The 17,322-nt window shown below is 68.4% G+C and carries 15 protein-coding genes; 8 read left to right on the top strand and 7 right to left on the bottom strand.

From position 1 onward, the window contains the following. Positions 1-5: 5 nt before the first annotated feature. The 4 genes from CSW60_RS00570 to CSW60_RS00555 all read right to left on the bottom strand — a co-directional run bounded on the left by CSW60_RS00570 (position 6) and on the right by CSW60_RS00555 (position 4,827). The gene (locus tag CSW60_RS00570; protein ID WP_099535199.1) at positions 6-1,490 is read right to left on the bottom strand and encodes an AMP-binding protein; all 1,485 of its coding nucleotides are present in this window, start codon (positions 1,488-1,490) and stop codon (positions 6-8) included. Positions 1,491-1,535: 45 nt separating this feature from the next. Further along, on the bottom strand, positions 1,536-2,357 hold the full coding sequence (locus tag CSW60_RS00565) for a p-hydroxycinnamoyl CoA hydratase/lyase (protein ID WP_099535197.1): 822 nt from the start codon (positions 2,355-2,357) through the stop codon (positions 1,536-1,538). 40 nt (positions 2,358-2,397) lie between these two features. Beyond that, a complete protein-coding gene (locus CSW60_RS00560) occupies positions 2,398-3,810 on the bottom strand; it encodes an aldehyde dehydrogenase (RefSeq protein WP_099535195.1) in 1,413 nt (470 codons plus the stop codon). Between the two features lie 123 nt (positions 3,811-3,933). Further along, on the bottom strand, positions 3,934-4,827 hold the full coding sequence (locus tag CSW60_RS00555) for a helix-turn-helix domain-containing protein (protein ID WP_099535193.1): 894 nt from the start codon (positions 4,825-4,827) through the stop codon (positions 3,934-3,936). 151 nt (positions 4,828-4,978) lie between these two features. Here CSW60_RS00555 and pobA point away from each other — a divergent pair, with 151 nt between their 5' ends. Genes pobA through pcaD form a run of 8 tightly spaced genes read left to right on the top strand, consistent with a single transcriptional unit; the run spans position 4,979 to position 12,453 of the window. After that, a complete protein-coding gene (gene pobA / locus CSW60_RS00550; RefSeq protein ID WP_099535191.1) occupies positions 4,979-6,154 on the top strand; it encodes a 4-hydroxybenzoate 3-monooxygenase in 1,176 nt (391 codons plus the stop codon). A gap of 17 nt (positions 6,155-6,171) precedes the next feature. Continuing rightward, on the top strand, positions 6,172-6,882 hold the full coding sequence (locus CSW60_RS00545) for a CoA transferase subunit A (RefSeq protein WP_099535189.1): 711 nt from the start codon (positions 6,172-6,174) through the stop codon (positions 6,880-6,882). After that, positions 6,882-7,529: a CoA transferase subunit B gene (locus CSW60_RS00540; protein ID WP_013079462.1), complete on the top strand. Its 648-nt coding sequence runs from the start codon at positions 6,882-6,884 to the stop codon at positions 7,527-7,529. Before CSW60_RS00545 ends, CSW60_RS00540 begins: the two co-directional genes overlap by 1 nt. Next, positions 7,526-8,725, top strand: a complete 1,200-nt coding sequence (gene pcaF / locus CSW60_RS00535; protein WP_099535187.1) for a 3-oxoadipyl-CoA thiolase — start codon at positions 7,526-7,528, stop codon at positions 8,723-8,725. Before CSW60_RS00540 ends, pcaF begins: the two co-directional genes overlap by 4 nt. A 9-nt stretch (positions 8,726-8,734) precedes the next feature. Further along, positions 8,735-9,448 (top strand): protocatechuate 3,4-dioxygenase subunit beta, encoded by a 714-nt coding sequence (gene pcaH / locus CSW60_RS00530; RefSeq protein ID WP_369800996.1) that lies wholly within the window; start codon positions 8,735-8,737, stop codon positions 9,446-9,448. After that, complete coding sequence (gene pcaG / locus CSW60_RS00525) at positions 9,445-10,107, top strand: protocatechuate 3,4-dioxygenase subunit alpha (protein WP_099535185.1); 663 nt, start codon at positions 9,445-9,447, stop codon at positions 10,105-10,107. Before pcaH ends, pcaG begins: the two co-directional genes overlap by 4 nt. 22 nt (positions 10,108-10,129) lie before the next feature. Next, positions 10,130-11,272 carry a 3-carboxy-cis,cis-muconate cycloisomerase gene (pcaB, locus tag CSW60_RS00520; protein ID WP_099535183.1) on the top strand — a complete coding sequence of 381 codons (1,143 nt, stop codon included), beginning with the start codon at positions 10,130-10,132 and terminating at the stop codon, positions 11,270-11,272. Next, positions 11,272-12,453, top strand: coding sequence for a 3-oxoadipate enol-lactonase (gene pcaD, locus CSW60_RS00515; protein WP_099535181.1), 1,182 nt, complete (start codon positions 11,272-11,274; stop codon positions 12,451-12,453). The genes pcaB and pcaD overlap by 1 nt, the downstream gene beginning before the upstream one ends. 27 nt (positions 12,454-12,480) lie before the next feature. Here pcaD and CSW60_RS00510 read toward each other — a convergent pair whose 3' ends face one another. From CSW60_RS00510 to CSW60_RS00500, 3 genes are read right to left on the bottom strand one after another with little or no spacing between them, the layout of a single operon-like run. Beyond that, complete coding sequence (locus CSW60_RS00510) at positions 12,481-13,371, bottom strand: alpha/beta hydrolase (RefSeq protein WP_099535179.1); 891 nt, start codon at positions 13,369-13,371, stop codon at positions 12,481-12,483. After that, positions 13,368-15,755, bottom strand: coding sequence for a 2-hydroxyacyl-CoA dehydratase family protein (locus CSW60_RS00505; protein ID WP_099535177.1), 2,388 nt, complete (start codon positions 15,753-15,755; stop codon positions 13,368-13,370). The genes CSW60_RS00510 and CSW60_RS00505 overlap by 4 nt, the downstream gene beginning before the upstream one ends. Then, a complete protein-coding gene (locus CSW60_RS00500; protein ID WP_236634190.1) occupies positions 15,755-17,011 on the bottom strand; it encodes a CaiB/BaiF CoA-transferase family protein in 1,257 nt (418 codons plus the stop codon). The genes CSW60_RS00505 and CSW60_RS00500 overlap by 1 nt, the downstream gene beginning before the upstream one ends. Positions 17,012-17,322 lie beyond the last annotated feature (311 nt).

Below are 17,322 nucleotides of genomic sequence, written 5' to 3'. Positions count from 1 at the left end.
CGGCGTCAGGCCTGTTCGGCGATCAGGCGCTCTCGCAGAACGGTCTTTAGGATCTTGCCCGAGGCGGTGCGGGGCAAGGCGGCGACCAGGGTCAGTCCCTTGGGAAGCTTGTAGCGCGCCAGCCGGCTTTCGAGATGGGCCAGCACCTCGGCCAGCTCCAACGCCGCCCCCTCACGACAAGTCGCCACCAGATGGCCGACCTCGCCCCATTGCGCGTCGGGCACGCCGACGACCGCACATTCGACGATCGTTGGATGGTCGGCCAGCGCCGCCTCGATCTCGGCGGGATAGACGTTCTCACCGCCCGAGATGAACATGTCCTTCTTGCGATCGACCAGCCAGTGATAGCCCTCTGCGTCGGCCTGGGCGATGTCGCCAGTGCGGAACCAGCCGTCCTCGGTAAAGGCGCGGGCGGTTTCATCGGGCCGCCGCCAGTAGCCGAGGAAGACGTTGTCGCCCTTCAGCAGCAGCTCGCCCGGAACACCCGGCGGGCAATCGTTGTCCTGATCGTCGACGATGCGGGTGAACACCGCGGGCATGGGCAGGCCAGCCGACCCGGCTCGCGCGTCGATCAAGGCCGCATCGGCCGGCATGCCGAACACGGTCCCCGCCTCGCTCATGCCATAGCCATCGACCACCGGAACGCCCTGCGCCAGCCAGGCGCGGATATCGGAGGCCGGGTGCGGCGCGCCGCCGGTGAAGATTGCGGTCAGCCGCTTCAGCGCCGAGGCGTCGAAGGCCGGCTGCGCCCGCAGCATGGCGGCCATCTGCGGCACGCAGAAATAGTGGGTCACGCCCAAGGCGGGATCGCCAAGCCGCGCCAGCGTCCGGCCCGGCTCGAAACCGTCCGACACCAGGATTGTCCCGCCGTGCATCAGCACCGGCCGGATCGAGGTGATCAAGCCGATGATGTGGAACATCGGCGCATCGACCAGGAAGACGCTCTCGTGCGTCACCTTGCCAAGGCGGCCGAAGTTGACGGCCGTCTGGTCAAGGTTGCGCTCGGAGAGCATCGCGCCCTTGGGACGGCCCGAGGTGCCGGACGTGTAGAGGATTAGCGAAGGGCGCTCGCGGTCAGGTCGCACCGCCGTCTCAGGTTCGGCCGCGTCGATCTCGGCCTGCAAGACGTCGAGATCAAGCCCCTGGAGACCCGCGGCCGCCAAAAGGCCGTCACCAACCGTCAGGGCCGGCGCCGCGTCCTCCACGAGGGCCGCGACCTCGGCCGGCGAAAGGCGCCAGTTGAGTGGAACGAACATCACGCCCAGCCGTGCGCACGCCAGGTGAAGGACCGCGAGCAGCACCCGGTTGCGCGCGAGGGTGGCGAGGCGGTCGCCCTCCCCTAAGCCACGTTGACGCAACACGCGGACGGCGCGCGCGATGGCCCCGTCCAGTTCGGCATAGGTCCAGGAACGTCCGCTCGCCAGATCAACGGCCGCTGGCCGGTCGGGCTGCAGGCGCGCCTGGAGAGCGACGTGGTCCGTCGGCGTCATCGGCTCTCGCCTTCCTTGTTGTTTCCCCCCCGAAGCCCGCTCGCTCTATTTGGCGAGATTGTAGGCCCCGAGCCCTGGCTTGTAGGTCTTGTCGTCGATGAACTGCTTGATGCCTTCCTTGCGCCCCTCGTTGTCGAACGAGTTGGCCGCCTCCTGGGCGCGCACCAGATAGTCCTCGGCGTTGTCGTAGGTCATCTCCTTGACCCGCCGGATCGCGTCCTTCGTGGCCTTGAGCGCCACAGGGTTTTTCTTCAGCAGAACCTCGGCCAGTTCGCGAACGCGGGCCTCCAGACGCTCCAGCGGCACGCTCTCGTTGACCAGGCGCCAAGCGGCGGCCTTCTGACCGTCGATCAGCTCGCCGGTCATGGCGTGGTACATGGCGTCGCGCAGCGGCATCAGGTCGACCACGATCTTGGTGGCGCCGCCGCCGGGCAGGATGCCCCAGTTGATCTCCGAGAGGGCGAACTGCGCCTCGTCGGCGGCGATCGCCAGGTCGCAGGAATAGAGCGGGCCGTAGCCGCCGCCGAAGCACCAGCCGTTGACCATGGCGATCGTCGGCTTCTGGTACCAACGCAGGCGCCGCCACCAGCCGTAGGACTCGCGCTGGGCCTGACGGGTCGCGCCCAAGCCCAGGGCCTCGGTCTCGCGGAAGTATTCCTTGAGGTCCATGCCGGCGGACCAGGCCGAGCCCTCGCCGGTCAGCACCAGAACGCCGACGTCGTCGCGGAATTCCAGCTCGTCCAGCACCTGCATCATCCGCCGGTTGAGGGTCGGGCTCATGCAGTTGCGCTTGTCCGGACGGTTGAACTTCACCCAGGCGATGCGGTTCTCGACCCGGAAGGTGACGGTGTCGTCGGCTTTGGTCATGTCTAGTCCTTGAACAGAAAGAAGGGCGACGCGCGGCGCGTCAGATCGGGAAGTGGCCGGCTTGCGTCTCGACCGTGATCCAGCGCAGCTCGGTGAAGGCGTCGATGCCGGCCTTGCCGCCGAAGCGGCCGTAGCCGGAAGCCTTGACCCCGCCGAACGGCATCTGAGCCTCGTCATGAACGGTCGGGCCGTTGACGTGACAGATGCCCGACTGGATGCGCCGGGCGACCTTCAAGCCGCGCGCGATGTCGCGGGTGAAGACCGAAGCCGACAGGCCGTATTCGGTGTCATTGGCCAGGGCGATGGCGTGTTCTTCGTCGCGGGCGCGGATGACGCCGACGACGGGACCAAAGCTTTCTTCGCGGAACAGGCGCATGTCGGGCGTGACCTTGTCGACCACGGTGGCCGGCATCAGCACGCCCTTGGCCTCGCCGCCCGCCACCTGCACCGCGCCCGCCGCCACGGCGTCGGCGACCAGGCCTTGGACGTGAGTAACGGTCTTCAGATCCACCACCGCGCCCAACGGGGTCTTGCCCTCGCGCGGATCGCCGACGGCCAGGCTGGCGGCCTTGGCGGCGAACTTTTGGACGAAGGCGTCGGCGACGGCGTCGACCACGATGATCCGCTCGGTCGACATGCAGATCTGGCCCTGGTTCATGAAGGCCCCGAAGGCGGCCGCCTTGACCGCCTCGTCGAGGTCGGCGTCCTCCAGGACGATCAGGGGCGCCTTGCCGCCCAGCTCCAGCAGCACCGGCTTCAGATGCTCGGCCGCGCGCTTGGCGATGATCTTGCCGACGGCCGTCGAGCCCGTGAAGTTGATGCGGCGCACCGCCGGGTGGTCGATCAGGGCGCCGACGATCTCGCCCGCGTCCTTGGGCGCATTGGTGACGATCGACAGGGCACCCTTGGGAAGACCCGCCGCCTCAAAGGCTTCGGCGATCAGACCGTGGGTTCGCGGGCAGCTCTCCGAGGCCTTCAGGACAACCGTGTTGCCGCAGGCCAGCGGCGTGGCGACCGCGCGCACGCCCAGGATGATCGGGGCGTTCCAGGGCGCGATGCCCAGGATCACGCCCACCGGCTCGCGCACCGCCATGGCTAGGCAGCCGGGCTTGTCGGACGGAATGACCTCGCCGTTGATCTGGGTGGTTAGTGAGGCGGCCTCGCGCACCATCGAGGCGGCCAGCATAAGGTTGAAGCGCGCCCAGCCTTCGGTCGCGCCAATCTCGCCCATCATCGCCTGGACGAAGGCCTCAGCGCGGGCCTCAAGCTGCTCGGCGGCCTTGTACAGCAGGGCGCGGCGGGCGTTCGGCCCCAAGGCGCTCCAAGCCGGCAGGGCCGCTTGGGCGGCGTCGGCGGCGGCGCGGGCTTGATCGGAGGTCATGGCGACAGAGGTCGTGGCGACCGCGCCGGTGATCGGGTCGAGGCGCTCAAAGACGGCTTGGGTCGAGCTCATGATCGTTCCTTCCCTTGGACGGCGCAGCGCGTTGTTCCGCGCGAATTATTCGTATGCCGCTCACTTTGTATGCCAGGCAAACAATGCTGACAAGTCACAATACCGGTGTGCTTCAAACGATTGTCAGGCCGCCAGCGGTGAAGCTCGCGCCGCCCGATCCAGCCGGTAACGCTTGGGCGATCGCCCTTCGGCCTTGGTGAAGAACCGCGAGAAATAGGCCGGGTCCTCGAAGCCGAGGTGATAGCCAACCTCCGCGATCGTCATGTTCGAGTAGAGCAGCGCCCGCTTGGCCTCCAGCATGAGGCGGTCCTGCACCAAGCGTAGCGGCGAGGCGCCGGCGGCGCGCATGCAGGCGGCCCTGAGCCGCGGCAAGGCCACCCCCAGCTTGCGGGCGTAGGTCTCCATCGGGAGGCCTTCCCGATAATGCGCCTCGACCAGTTCGCGGAAGCGGGCCACCAGCGCGATGTGGCCGCCCCGCAGAGCCGGACCGACGGCCTCGTCCTGCACCTGACGGCGCAGCGCCTCGACCAGGATGGTCAGCAGATGGGCCTCGGCCGCGGCCCCGCCGCCCGGCGCGGTCCAGACCAGCTCGCGCGACAATTCGGACAGGGAAGCGGCGACGCGCGAGCGGGCGTCCAGCGGCGTCTGCCGAGGCGCGCGGAACAGGCTGGCGAAGGCCGGCTCTCGCGCGGTCAGGTCGCGCAGATAGCTGTCGGCGATGGTCAGCACCGAGCCCGCCGTCTCAACCTCGTAGGCGAAGCCGTGCACCCGGCCAGAGGGGACCAGCAGCAGGCAGGGCGCGGCGAAGGCGATGGTCTCGTCATCGACATGCATCACCCCGCCGCCGGCTGAGATGTGGAAGACGTGGTTGAGGTCCGTATGCGCGTGCGCGCGTATGTTCCAATTATTGGGCCTTGTTCGATCGTCCAACTCCTCGAGATGGATGAACTTGCCCTGCACCGTCTTCAGCGGCTCGCCGAACAGGAAGAAGCTAGGAATTGCTGAACTGTCGGGCACCTGGAGCGCTCCTGATTAGTGTTCGCGCGCTGGCGTCACTGGCCGAAAAGTCCAACTTTTCGGCAACTCTGTCCATCCCCAGCACGCCGTTCAACCCGCACTCTGCCGCCAAGTCGCCCCAGAGCGGCGCCAGGGCGGAGACGAGGACCACATGCGCACACAGGTCGCCATCATCGGCGCGGGACCGGCGGGGTTGCTTCTAGCCCATCTGCTGCGGCGGGCGGGCCTCGACGCGGTCGTCCTGGAGCGCCGCGACCGCGAATATGTGGAAGGCCGCGTCCGCGCCGGCGTTCTGGAGCAGGTCACGGTCGACCTGATGAACGAACTGGGCCTGGGCGAGCGCATGCGCGCCGAGGGGCTGGTCCACACCGGCACGAACATCGCTTCCGACGGCGACCTCTTCCGCATCGACATGTCCGAGCTGACCGGCGGTTCGACGGTGATGGTCTATGGCCAGCAGGAGGTCATGAAGGACCTTTTCGATGCGGCCGAGCCGCGCGGCGTGCGGATCATCTTCGACGCCGAAGACGTCGCCCTGCACGAGATCGACGGCGCCAAACCCTACATCACCTGGCGCAAGGACGGCGCGGAGCAGCGACTGGATTGCGACTTCATCGCCGGCTGCGACGGCTATCATGGCGTCAGCCGCGCCACGATCCCCGCGGATGTGCTGAAGACCTTCGAGCGCGTCTACCCGTTCGGCTGGCTGGGCGTGCTCGCCGACGTGCCGCCCTGTGACCACGAGCTGATCTACTCCAACCACGAACGCGGCTTCGCCTTGGCCTCGATGCGCTCGCCCACCCGCAGCCGCTACTACATCCAGTGCGGCCTCGACGAGCGGATCGAGGACTGGAGCGACGAGCGGTTCTGGGACGAGCTCTGCCTGCGACTAGGTCCGGAGGCTGGATCGCGGGTGACGCGCGGGGCCTCATTCGAGAAGTCGATCGCGCCGCTGCGCAGCTTCGTCAGCGAGCCCATGCGCCATGGCCGCCTCTTCCTGGCCGGCGACGCCGCCCACATCGTGCCGCCGACCGGGGCCAAGGGCCTGAACCTGGCCGCCTCGGACGTGATCATGTTGGGCGAGGCCCTGACCGAGCACTACCTGGAGGGCTCAAGCGCCGGCCTCGACGGCTATTCAGCCCGGGCGCTCGCCCGCGTCTGGAAGGCCGAACGTTTCTCCTGGTGGTTCACCAGCCTGACCCACCGCTTCCCCGACCGCGACGGCTTCGACCGCAAGATGCAGGTCGCCGAGCTCGCGTACATGCGCGGTTCGCGCGCCGCCCAGGTCACCCTCGCCGAAAATTACGTCGGCCTCCCGCTGGTCTAGGAGGCTTCGGAGCAAGCATGAAGAGCAAGATCTACGAGAGCGCCGCCGCGGCCCTGGAGGGCGTCGTCTTCGACGGCATGACCCTGATGTCCGGAGGCTTTGGCCTGTCGGGCAATCCCGAGACCCTGATCCCTGCGCTGAAGGAGACGGGCGTCAAAGGCCTGACCGTGATCAGCAACAACTGCGGCGCCGACGGCTTCGGCCTGTGGATGCTGCTGAACAACGGCCAGATCCGGAAGATGATCTCGTCGTACGTGGGCGAGAACAAGCTGTTCGAGCAGCTCTATCTGTCGGGCGAGCTGGAGCTGGAGCTGAACCCGCAGGGCACCCTGGCCGAGCGTATCCGGGCCGGCGGCGCCGGCATCCCGGCCTTCTACACCAAGACCGGCGTCGGCACGGTCGTGGCCGAGGGCAAGCCGGTCGAGACCTTCGAGGGCGAACAGTACGTGCGCGAGACCTGGCTGCGCGCGGATCTCGCCATCGTCAAGGCGTGGAAGGCCGATCCGGAAGGCAACCTGATGTTCCGGATGACGGCCCGCAACTTCAACCCGGTCATGGCCACGGCGGGCAAGGTGACGATCGTCGAGGTCGAGGAGATCGTCGAGGCGGGCGAGTTGGACGCCAACGCGATCCACACCCCCGGCATCTATGTCGACCGCATCATCAAGTCGACCATCAACGAAAAGCGCATCGAGAAACTGACCACCCGTCCTCGGGAGACTGTGTAATGGCCTGGACCCGTGACGAGATGGCGGCCCGCGCCGCCCGCGAGCTGAAGGACGGCTTCTACGTCAACCTGGGCATCGGCATTCCGACCCTGGTGGCCAACCACATTCCCGAGGGCGTCCATGTCACCCTGCAGAGCGAGAACGGCATGCTGGGCATGGGTCCCTTCCCCTATGAGGGCGAGGCCGATCCCGACCTGATCAACGCCGGCAAGCAGACGATCACCAAGCTGCCGACCTCCAGCTTCTTCGACAGCGCCCAGAGCTTCGCCATGATCCGCGGCGGGCACATCGACCTGACGGTGCTGGGCGCGATGGAGGTGGCCCAGAACGGCGACATCGCCAACTGGACGATCCCCGGCAAGATGGTGAAGGGCATGGGCGGGGCCATGGACCTGGTGGCCGGCGTCAAGCGCGTCATCGTGGTCATGGACCACGCCAACAAGGCCGGCCAGAGCAAGGTCCTCAAGCGCTGCGCCCTCCCCCTGACCGGCGCCGCCTGCGTCGACATGGTCATCACCGATCTCTGCGTCTTCGACCTGGATCGGAAAGGCGGCGGCCTGACGTTGATCGAGCTCGCTCCGGGCGTCACCCTCGACGAGATCAAGGCCAAGACCGAGGCCGATTTCGACGCGGGAGCTTTCGCATGACCACCGCCTATATCTGTGACGGGATCCGCACGCCGATCGGCCGCTACGGCGGCGCGCTGGCCAAGGTGCGGGCCGACGACTTGGCGGCGATCCCGCTGAAGGCGCTAGCCGCGCGCAATCCCGGCCTCGACCTCTCGGCCGTCGACGAGGTGGTGATGGGCTGCGCCAACCAGGCGGGCGAGGACAACCGCAATGTCGCCCGCATGGCCCTGTTGCTGGCCGGCTATCCGGTCGAGGTCCCGGGCGTCACCGTCAACCGGCTTTGCGCCTCGGGTCTGGAGGCCGTCGGCTACGCCGCGCGCGCTGTCCTATCCGGCCAGAACGACCTCGTCATCGCCGGCGGCGTCGAGAGCATGAGCCGCGCGCCGTTCGTGATGGGCAAGGCCGACAGCGCCTTCTCGCGCAACGCCGAGATCTACGACACCACGATTGGCTGGCGTTTCGTGAACCCGGCCATGCGCAAGGCCTATGGCGTCGACTCCATGCCCGAGACGGCCGAGAACGTCGCCACCGACTATGGGGTCAGCCGCGAGGACCAGGACGCCTTCGCCCTGCGCAGCCAGCAGCGGGCGGCCACCGCACAGGCCAACGGTTTCCTGGCGGGCGAGATCACCCCTGTCGAGATCCCTGGCAAGGCCGGCCCGACGATCGTGGATCGCGACGAACATCCCCGCGAGACCACCTTGGAAGCCCTCGCCAAGCTGAAGCCCGTCGTCCGCGAAGGCGGCACGGTCACGGCCGGCAACGCCTCGGGCGTCAACGACGGCGCGGTGGCCCTGATCGTGGCCTCCGAAGAGGCCGTGAAACGTCATGGACTAACACCCCGCGCGCGCGTCACAGGCTACGCCACGGCCGGCGTACCGCCGCGCGTGATGGGCGTCGGCCCGGTCCCGGCGGTCCGCAAGCTGCTGGCCAAGACGGGTCTCTCGATCGGCGACTTCGACGCCGTCGAACTGAACGAGGCCTTCGCCGCCCAGGGCCTGGCGGTTCTGCGCCAGCTGGGACTGCCGGATGACGGCGCGCACGTGAACGCCAACGGCGGCGCCATCGCTCTGGGCCATCCGCTCGGTGCCTCGGGCGCGCGTCTGGTCCTCACCGGCCTGCGCCAGTTGGAAGCGACCGGGGGCAAGCGCGGCCTCGCCACCCTCTGCATCGGCGTCGGCCAGGGCGCCGCCCTCGCGTTCGAGCGCCTCTAGGAGATCTCCATGAGCCTGATCCTGCCTGGTTCCTATCGGCGAGAAGACGCGGGCCAGCCGCCCTCGCTCTATCCGGACTACGCCTCAACCGTCGCGCGCTCGCCGCGCGAGCCGCTGATCAGGATTCCCCACACGCTGACCGAGACCACCGGGCCGGCGAACGCCTGGTCCCGACTGATGGGCGAGTCGATGGCGGACCTGACGACCCAGCACAAGGGCGCGCCCCTGGGTCAGCGGATCGTGGTCTCGGGCCGCGTGGTGGATGAGGACGGCCGCCCCGTCCCCCACACGGTGGTCGAGGTCTGGCAGGCCAACGCCGCCGGCCGCTACATCCATAAGAAGGACCAGTGGGACGCGCCGCTGGACCCGAACTTCACCGGCGCCGGGCGGGTGATCACCGACGCCGAGGGCCGCTATCGGTTCATCTCGGTTCGCCCTGGCGCCTATCCCTGGCGAAACCACAAGAACGCCTGGCGCCCGTCGCATATCCACCTGTCGCTGCTGGGCCCGGCCTTCGCCACCCGGCTGGTCACCCAGATGTACTTCCCGGACGACCCGCTGATCGAGATCGACCCGATCGCCAACGCCGTCCCCATGCCCTACCGCCAGCGGATGGTCTCGCGTTTCGACCTCGAGACGACCGAGCCCAACTGGGCCCTGGGCTACGTCTTCGACATCGTCCTGCGCGGCCGCGACGCCACGCCTTTCGAGAACGGCCAATGACCCCCGAACAAGCCCGCCCCGCCCCGCGCCAGGACAACCAGGATCCGGCGATCTTCGGCCAGACGCCTTGGCAGACGGTCGGCCCCTTCTTCCACTACGGCCTGCCGTGGAAGGGCGGCGCCGACCTGGTGGGGACCAGCGAGATCGGAGCGCGCCCCGAGCTGATGCCGCCCGAACACTACGTGCTGGCCTCCCCCAGCCCAAAGGGCGAGATCGCGGGCGAGACGATCGTGCTGGAAGGCGCGGTGATCGACGCTGACGGCCAGGTCATTCCCGACGCCATGGTCGAGATCTGGCAGGCCGATGCGACCGGCCGCTATGCGCAGGGCAATACGGATTTCATCGGCTTTGGCCGCTCCTCGACAAGCGAAGACGGCGTCTACCGCTTCCGGACCGTCCGGCCAGGCTCGATCGGCGACGGCCATGCGCCGCACATCGCCGTGGGCGTCTTTGGTCGCGGCCTGCTGAAACGCCTGGTCACGCGGGCCTATTTCGAGGGCGACGCCGCCAACGCCGGCGATGAGATCCTCGCCCTCGTGCCGGCTGAGCGCCGCGACACGCTGGTCGCCCGGCGGATCGGCGAAGAAGACGGCGCCGCCGTCTGGCGCTTCGACATCATCTTGCAAGGCGAAGGCGAAACGGTCTTCTTCGACATCTGACGCTGAACGGAGTCGCCCGCCCTTGCCTTCCCTGCTGCGCGACCGACCGGCCTCGACGCCGGAAATGCTGGCCGTGTTCGGCGACGAGGCACTTTTGAAGGCCGCTCTGGCGTTCGAGGCGCAACTCGCCTTGGCCCAGGGCGAGCTTGGCATGATCCCGCAAGGCGACGCCAAGGCGATCGCCGAGGCCTGCGCGGAGCCGTTCGACATCCAGGAGCTGGCGGACGCCGCAGCTCATGCTGGGACGCTGGCCATTCCGCTGGTTGAGCGCCTGCGAGCGCGGGTGACGCCCAAGGCGGCGGCGCATGTCCACAAGGGCGCGACCAGTCAGGATCTTGCCGACACAGCCCTGATGCTACAGGCCCGCGATGGGGCGGCGCTGATCCAGCGCGACGCCCGACGGCTCGCCGACGCTCTCGCGACCCTGGCTCGCACACACAGATCGACGCCGATGCTGGGCCGGACGCTGCTGCAGGCCGCCCTGCCCATCACCTTTGGCCTGAAGGTCTCGACCTGGTTGTCGGGCGTGGCCGGAGCGCTCGACCGGTTCGAGCGCGAGACCGCCGCCATCCGCCTGCAGTTCGGCGGCGCCGCCGGATCGCGCGCGGGGCTCGATGGACAGGGGGCGGCTCTTGCCGAGCGCCTGGCGCAGCGCTTGGGCCTCCAGGCCGCCCTCCCCTGGCACGCCGAGCGGCAAAGTCTGGCCGGTCTCGGCTCGGCCCTGGCGATCCTGACGGGCGCGGTCGGCAAGATCGCCAGCGACATCGCCCTGCTAGCGCAAGTCGAGGTCGCCGAAGCGTTCGAGCCGCGCCAACCCGGACGGGGCGGCTCCTCGGCCATGGCCCACAAGCGCAATCCAACCGGTTGCCAAGTGGCCCTGTCGGCGGCCATCCGCGCGCCCCACTTGGCCGCGACCATAGTCTCGGCCTTGCCCCAGCAGCACGAGCGCGGCCTCGGCGGGTGGCAGGCCGAAGCGCCGGTGCTGGCCGAGCTCTTCCAACTGACACATGGCGCGCTGGCGGCGATGCTCGCCGTCATCGAGGGCCTTGAGGTCGACACGGCCCGCATGGCCGCCAACCTCGTCGCGGCCCAGGTCGGAGCCGACGTAGGCGAGAGCCTGGCGCTCGTCGATCAGGCCCTGGCCGACTACGAAAAGGATCGCTGATGCCCTTCGCAATTTCGCACGGCGCGCGGCTTTACTGGCGTCAGGACGGCTCGGCCGACAAGCCGGCGCTTGTGCTGCTGACCTCGATCGGCACGGACCTGTCCCTGTACGACCCGGTCGTTCCGCTGCTGACCCCGGACTTCCGCGTCATCCGCATGGACACGCGCGGCCACGGCGCCTCGGACGCGCCGGCCGGCGACTACAGCCTCGACCTTCTCGCGGACGATGTGCTGGCGGTGATGGGCGCCGCCGGCGCCGACAAGGCCAGCGTCTGCGGCACCTCGCTCGGCGGCATGATCGCCATGGCTCTGGCGGCCAAGGCGCCGCGACGCGTCGAGGCGCTGGTGCTAGCCTGCACCTCGCCGGCCATGGACCCCACCGTGTGGGACCAACGGCTGGCGCTGATCCGCAAGGAAGGCATGACGCCGTTGGTCGAGCCGGTGATGGGCCGGTTCTTCTCGGAAAGCTTCCGCGCCCAGCACCCCGAAGTCGTCGAGACGGTGAGCGCTGGCATGCTGGCCCAGAACCCCGACGGTTATTGCGGCTGCGGGGCGGCCATCCGCGACATGGCCCTGCTGGAGCGCCTGCCGACCATCGCCGCCCCGACCCTGGTAGTCACCGGCGCCAAGGACCTCGCCACGCCCTATGAAGGCCATGGCGAGCGCATCGTCGCCGCGGTCGCGAACGCGCGTCACGTCGAGATCGGCGGCGCGCATCTGCCCAGCCTGGAAGCCCCCACGGCGCTCGCCGGCGCGGTGCGAGACTTCTTGCGCGAAGTCCGACGCGGCGGCGCCGTGCGCGAGGCCAAGGACACGCTGTTCGAGGCGGGGCTGGAAACCCGCCGCAAGGTTTTGGGCGACGCCTGGGTCGACAAGTCCCTCGCCAAGCGCACGGCTTTCACCGCCGACTATCAGGCGATGATCACCCGCTATGCCTGGAACGAGATCTGGGGCCGGCCAGGCCTGGATCACCGGACACGCCGTCTCTTGGTGCTGGCCATCTGCGCCAGCCTGGCGCGCTGGGAGGAGTTCCGCCTCCACGTCCGCGCCGGGCTGGAGCAAGGCGGCTTCACCCAGGAGGAGCTGAAGGAGGTGCTGATGCAGACGGCGATCTACGCCGGCGTTCCCGCCGCCAACACCGCCTTCACCGAGGCCGCCGAGGTGATAGCCGAGCTGGGCTGAGGCCTACTTGGCCCAGCTCGACGGGTCCTACTTCAGGCCCTTGGCTTCGACGTGCCAGCCCGGTCGTGTGCAGAGCCCGCAGTCCGGCCCCACGAACATGGCCCGCCCGGCCGCGTCGCCCTTCAGCTGCCAGTCCAGCCAGGCCACGGCCACCTCGCCGAAGGCTCCGCCGCGCGGCTGACCATAGGTGCCGCCGTGGCCGACGCCGTCCTCGTAGGCCCGAACGACGGGAATGTGGTCGATGCGAGCATAGTCATCATTGGCGTTGCCGAAGGCGATATCGCTCGCATCGCCACTGACATAGATCGCCGGACCATGAAGGGCCTTTAGGCTCGCCTTGGTCACGTCAGCGCCAGGCAAGCCGCCGGTCCCCGTCCCGAGAACGCCGCTGTTCCACACCCCCGTGGTGGTGATGCGGGGATCGGCCGACGCCTCGATCGCCTGCAGGCCGCCGCACGACATGCCCATCACCGCGATCTTCTTGACGTCGAGACGCCCCTTGTAACGGCTGTCCGACCGCGCGTTCTCGGCGACCGCCCAGTCGATGGCGTCGATCAGCTGCGAGGAGGTGGTCTTGGGCGGCGCGTTCATGTCGGGTCGCGGGGGCGGCCCGGAGGTCGGCCGCTTGGATCCCACGATCGGACCGATGGCCACGACCAGATACCCGTGCCCGGCGATCTCGGTCAGGAACTTGGCGAAGGCGTCGCCCTCGTTGGCGCAGGCGCCGTTGGCCCAGGCCAAGATCGGCAGCTTCGTCTTCCCCAAGGCGGCCAGGTCCGCAGGTCGGTAGACCGTATGGGTCGGCAAGCCCGGGTCGCTCTCCATCACGGCCTGATAAGGCGGGCCTGCCGGCTCTCCGGCAACGGCGGCGCTGGCGTAAAGCAGGGAGAGCGTCGCGGCGAATATCGGAAGCTTCATCGGAACTCTCCTGGCGAGCTGGAATGCCACTGGTCGCGATAGCTGGCCACCGGCCCTTCGATGAAGGCGGTGACGGCCGCCTCCAAGGCGTCGCCGTCGAGGCTCATATTGCCCATCGGCAGGCGCAGCACCGGAACGCCCGCGCGTTCCAGGGCGGCCAGGACGAACGGATCTGCGTCATCGATCGCCACGGCGCCGTGAACGCCATGAGTCTGAGCCTCCTTGACGTGCCAGGCGCCCGCCCAGGTCGGCATGCGAAGTTCGTCGCCCATGGTCACGAACCGCGCGGCTAGCGCGCGCATCGCGTCCTTCTCGCCGTCGAAGAAGCGGAGATAGCCATCGGCGGCCAGGCCCAGATACATCGACCAGACAAAGACCGCGCCGTGGCTCTTCTCCCAGCGTTGGTAGAAGCCCATGTCGCTCCAGAGGCCCCGACCAACCCACATCAGCCGGATCCGCTCGCCCGGACACGCGGCCTCGCCGGCGGCCACGCGCGCGGCGACCTCTTCATAGAACCGCTTGGCGGCGTCGCGCCCCCAGGTCGAGCCCCGATGCCATTGCGGCACCATGGTCGCGGGCATGGTGTCGACGATCCCCGCCGGCGCCGGGCGCGTCGCCGCGATCAAATCGCGCGTGCGGCGGTAGTAATCCTCCTGCTCGTTGACGAGATTCATCACCTCGACGAAGCGGGCCGGATCGAACTTGCGGCCGGTGATCGCCTCCAGGCGCGGAATACTGGCTTCGAGCTGGGCGGTCAGCAGGTCCAGTCGCTCGGCTTCCAGGGTTTCATCCCAGCGCTCGGGCAGGTCCGACCACCAGGCGATGGGCAGATCCCAGCGCGCCTCGATCGAACGGGCGAAGACGAGGAGCTCCGCGCCGGTCTCGCGCGACCAAGCCTCGAACAGCTTGGCTCCGGCGTCCGACCCGGCCGTCAGGGCCAGGATGTCGGGCTTCGGAAGGCCGCCCCACGGCGCGTCCTCCACATCCGCGTCCAAGGCCGCCGCCAGACCCTGCGCGCTGTAGGACTCGACATCCGACGGATAATCCGTCGCCCGAAGCAGAGCGGCGTAGTCGCGACCGCGCTGCTTGGCCGCGACGATCGAGGCCCACCACTGGTTCACGACGTAGGGAATATCCATGGCCCGCAGGATTTCCTGCGGCGCATCGGCGTTGACCACCGCGAACGGCCCCTCGGCGGCTTTCAGCCGGACATCGGCGAACCAATCCCGTTGCCATGCCGCGAAATCGGCGGTCGAGGTCAGGGCCTTGTGGCTGCGGCGGCCAATGCTGGCGCCTGCAGGTCGCTTCTCCGCCGCAGCGTTCGGTTTCGCCGCTGAAGGCGGCGGCGCGCGCGAGCCCGAAGGATCGGCGAAAAAGGCGGAGAGCTTGTCGGCGATATCAGCGGCCGCCGCCGGGTTGGGCGCGGGGTCAAGCCGCAAGGTCGCCAGCGGCTTGCCGACAATCTCGAGAGCCTTCCGAGCTTCCGCCACGTCCCACGGCGACGCCTCGTCGCCTGTCAGGCGGACATGGATTACCGCGTCCACATCCAGCTCCCTGGCGCGGGCGGCTAGAGCGAGGGCGCGCACCCGGCTCGAACCCGTCGGGGCCGACAACGACGGCTTTCGCCACCGCGCGATCAGAGCCTCTAGCGGATCCAGGGCCTCGTCGAGCATGGCGCTCGCCCAGGCCTCGCCCCAGTCGTGATCCTCGCCAACGATCACGCATCCCGCCGCCTCGATGGCCCCGTACAGGGCCGAGGTTTCGTGCGGCGAACCGGTGATCAGGACCCGTCGCCCGGCGATCGGCCGCGCTTCGGCCAACGCCTTGTCGATCAGGCGGTCTCCGTCCTGCGGCGAGACCTGAGATAGGGCGCGGATCAGATCCAGCGCCTGGACCCCGCCTAGCCTAGGAGCCGGCTCAGCGCGCAGCGCTAGGGCCCGCGCCAGCTTGAGACGCTGGGCGTTCGCGCGGGCGATCTCGTCGCGCAGGGCTTCCGAGGTGACAGCCTTTCCGGTCAGGCTCTCCAGCCAGCTCCTGAAAGCGACAAGCCGCGCCCGGTTGTAAGCGTCGATCGCCGGATCGGCGCCGTAAAGGACGTCGAGATGCGCGACCGGGGGCCTATCCAGAGATCCAACCCGTGACAGCTCGCGCAGCACCGAAAAGAGCTGGGCGTCTTCCGCGCAGCCATGCGCGATGGCGACCCCGGCGAAAGCGCCAGTCTGGATTTGGGACAGCAAGGCGCGGGTGCGGGGCGACTGGCCGGCGAGCCCTTCCGCCGTCGTGGCGGTCGTATCAGCCGCCAGCCGGAACGGCGTGAAGCCGGTCGCCGCGACGAGTTCACGCGGGATGTCCGCCCCGACGCAGGCCAGGATCGGGCCCGCCATCAGATCGCGCCCGCCTGGGCCAGGGCTTCGACCTGCTCTTCCGAATAGCCCAGCAGCTCGCGGTAGACCGTCGCATTGTGCTGCCCGACCGTCACCGGCAGCACCGGATCGAAGCCGGTCCGGCTTTCGGAGAACTGGATCGGCACGCCACTGGTTATCAGGCCATCGTCCCGCTCATAGCCCGGATGATGGATCGGAACCGTCTCACCCCGCGCCAACACGCGAGGATCATGCAGACCTTCGGCGGGATGGCGGACGGGCGCGGCTGGAACGCCTTCCGCCTCTAGTCGGCGGGCGACCTCCGCGGTGGGCAGTTGGCTGGACCAGGCCTCGATCAGCGCTTCCAGAACCTTGGCGTTGGCGACCCTGCGGTCGCGAGTCTCGAAGCGCGGATCCTGCCCCAACGCCTCGTTCCCCATGGCGCGGAAAAGGCCCCGCGCCAGGCCCTCGTGCACCGCGACGATGGAGACGTAGCCGTCCGCGCAGCGGAAGACGCCGAACGGCGACAGGCGCTGAACGGTGAGGCCGGTGCGCGCCTCCATGCCCGCCAGCGCCATGGCCTGCCAGTTCTCGATGGCGACAAACGAGGTCAGGGCGCCCAGCATCGACACATCGACATGCTGCCCCTGTCCCGTGCGCCGCCGTTGCTCCAGCGCAGCCAGGACGCCGATGACCCCGAACACAGGCGCGAGCATGTCGGCCATGGGAATGCCGATCCGCACCGGCGGATCGTTCGCCGCGCCGCTGGCGTACATCGCCCCGCTCAGCGCCTGGATCAGCACGTCCATCGCCTTGCTGCCCTCGGACACGCCCGCGCCGAAGCCGCTCAGCGAGCAATAGATGACGCCCGGATTGACCGCCTTGGCCGCTTCATAGCCCACGCCCAGACGATCGGCGGTGCCGCTGGTGAAGTTCTCGACGACGATGTCCGCGTCGCGCACCAGGTCGGCAAACACCTCGCGCGCCTTGGGGTGCTTGAGATTCAGGCTGACGCCGTACTTGCCGCGCGCTCTGGTCAGGTGGGAGATCGAAAGGTCGTCGTCGTGATGGCGCTCGACGCTCACCCCATCCCGCCCGACATAAGGGCTATTCTCGCGCGCCAGGTCGCCGCCGCGGGGGTCTTCCACCTTGATCACCGTCGCCCCCATCCCTGCGAGCAGCAGCGTGGCGTATGGTCCCGCCAGCGCCCGCGTAAGGTCGATGACCTTGAGGCCCTCCAGGGGACGAGGACGGATGTCGGCGGCGGCGTCGGTCACGGAATTTTTCCTGGTGCGAATCTGGCTTTGGAACGCGGGAGAGTGAACCGAACCGTCCGACGCCTCCCCTTATCGCCATTCAGGAATGCGGGATGCTTCCTGTCAATAAATAGTTTGTGTTACAAACTATATTGGGGACGGACAAATATCATCCCATGCGTACGGGACGCCATCGCGCCCCTTCCATAACGCCGTTCTCGATTTTTCGCAGGCCCACTTGCAATTAAAATTGTTTGTGCAACATACTATTTGAAGTCGAACGATTTTTCGCTCGACCGAAAAGAGAACAGCCGACGGCGGGGCGCCGTACG

The organism is Caulobacter sp. X (genome assembly GCF_002742635.1).
GTDB lineage: Bacteria > Pseudomonadota > Alphaproteobacteria > Caulobacterales > Caulobacteraceae > Caulobacter.
This window is presented reverse-complemented; position numbering and strand designations above follow the sequence as displayed.

Bases quoted from the DNA above. Each gene is read 5' to 3' on its own strand.
- pcaD (WP_099535181.1), top strand. From the start codon at position 11,272: ATGCCCTTCGCAATTTCGCACGGCGCGCGGCTTTACTGGCGTCAGGAC.
- CSW60_RS00505 (WP_099535177.1), bottom strand. From the start codon at position 15,755: ATGGCGGGCCCGATCCTGGCCTGCGTCGGGGCGGACATCCCGCGTGAA.
- pcaG (WP_099535185.1), top strand. From the start codon at position 9,445: ATGACCCCCGAACAAGCCCGCCCCGCCCCGCGCCAGGACAACCAGGAT.
- pcaF (WP_099535187.1), top strand. From the start codon at position 7,526: ATGACCACCGCCTATATCTGTGACGGGATCCGCACGCCGATCGGCCGC.
- pobA (WP_099535191.1), top strand. From the start codon at position 4,979: ATGCGCACACAGGTCGCCATCATCGGCGCGGGACCGGCGGGGTTGCTT.
- CSW60_RS00560 (WP_099535195.1), bottom strand. From the start codon at position 3,810: ATGAGCTCGACCCAAGCCGTCTTTGAGCGCCTCGACCCGATCACCGGC.
- pcaH (WP_369800996.1), top strand. From the start codon at position 8,735: ATGAGCCTGATCCTGCCTGGTTCCTATCGGCGAGAAGACGCGGGCCAG.
- CSW60_RS00545 (WP_099535189.1), top strand. From the start codon at position 6,172: ATGAAGAGCAAGATCTACGAGAGCGCCGCCGCGGCCCTGGAGGGCGTC.
- CSW60_RS00510 (WP_099535179.1), bottom strand. From the start codon at position 13,371: ATGAAGCTTCCGATATTCGCCGCGACGCTCTCCCTGCTTTACGCCAGC.
- CSW60_RS00565 (WP_099535197.1), bottom strand. From the start codon at position 2,357: ATGACCAAAGCCGACGACACCGTCACCTTCCGGGTCGAGAACCGCATC.
- CSW60_RS00570 (WP_099535199.1), bottom strand. From the start codon at position 1,490: ATGACGCCGACGGACCACGTCGCTCTCCAGGCGCGCCTGCAGCCCGAC.
- CSW60_RS00540 (WP_013079462.1), top strand. From the start codon at position 6,882: ATGGCCTGGACCCGTGACGAGATGGCGGCCCGCGCCGCCCGCGAGCTG.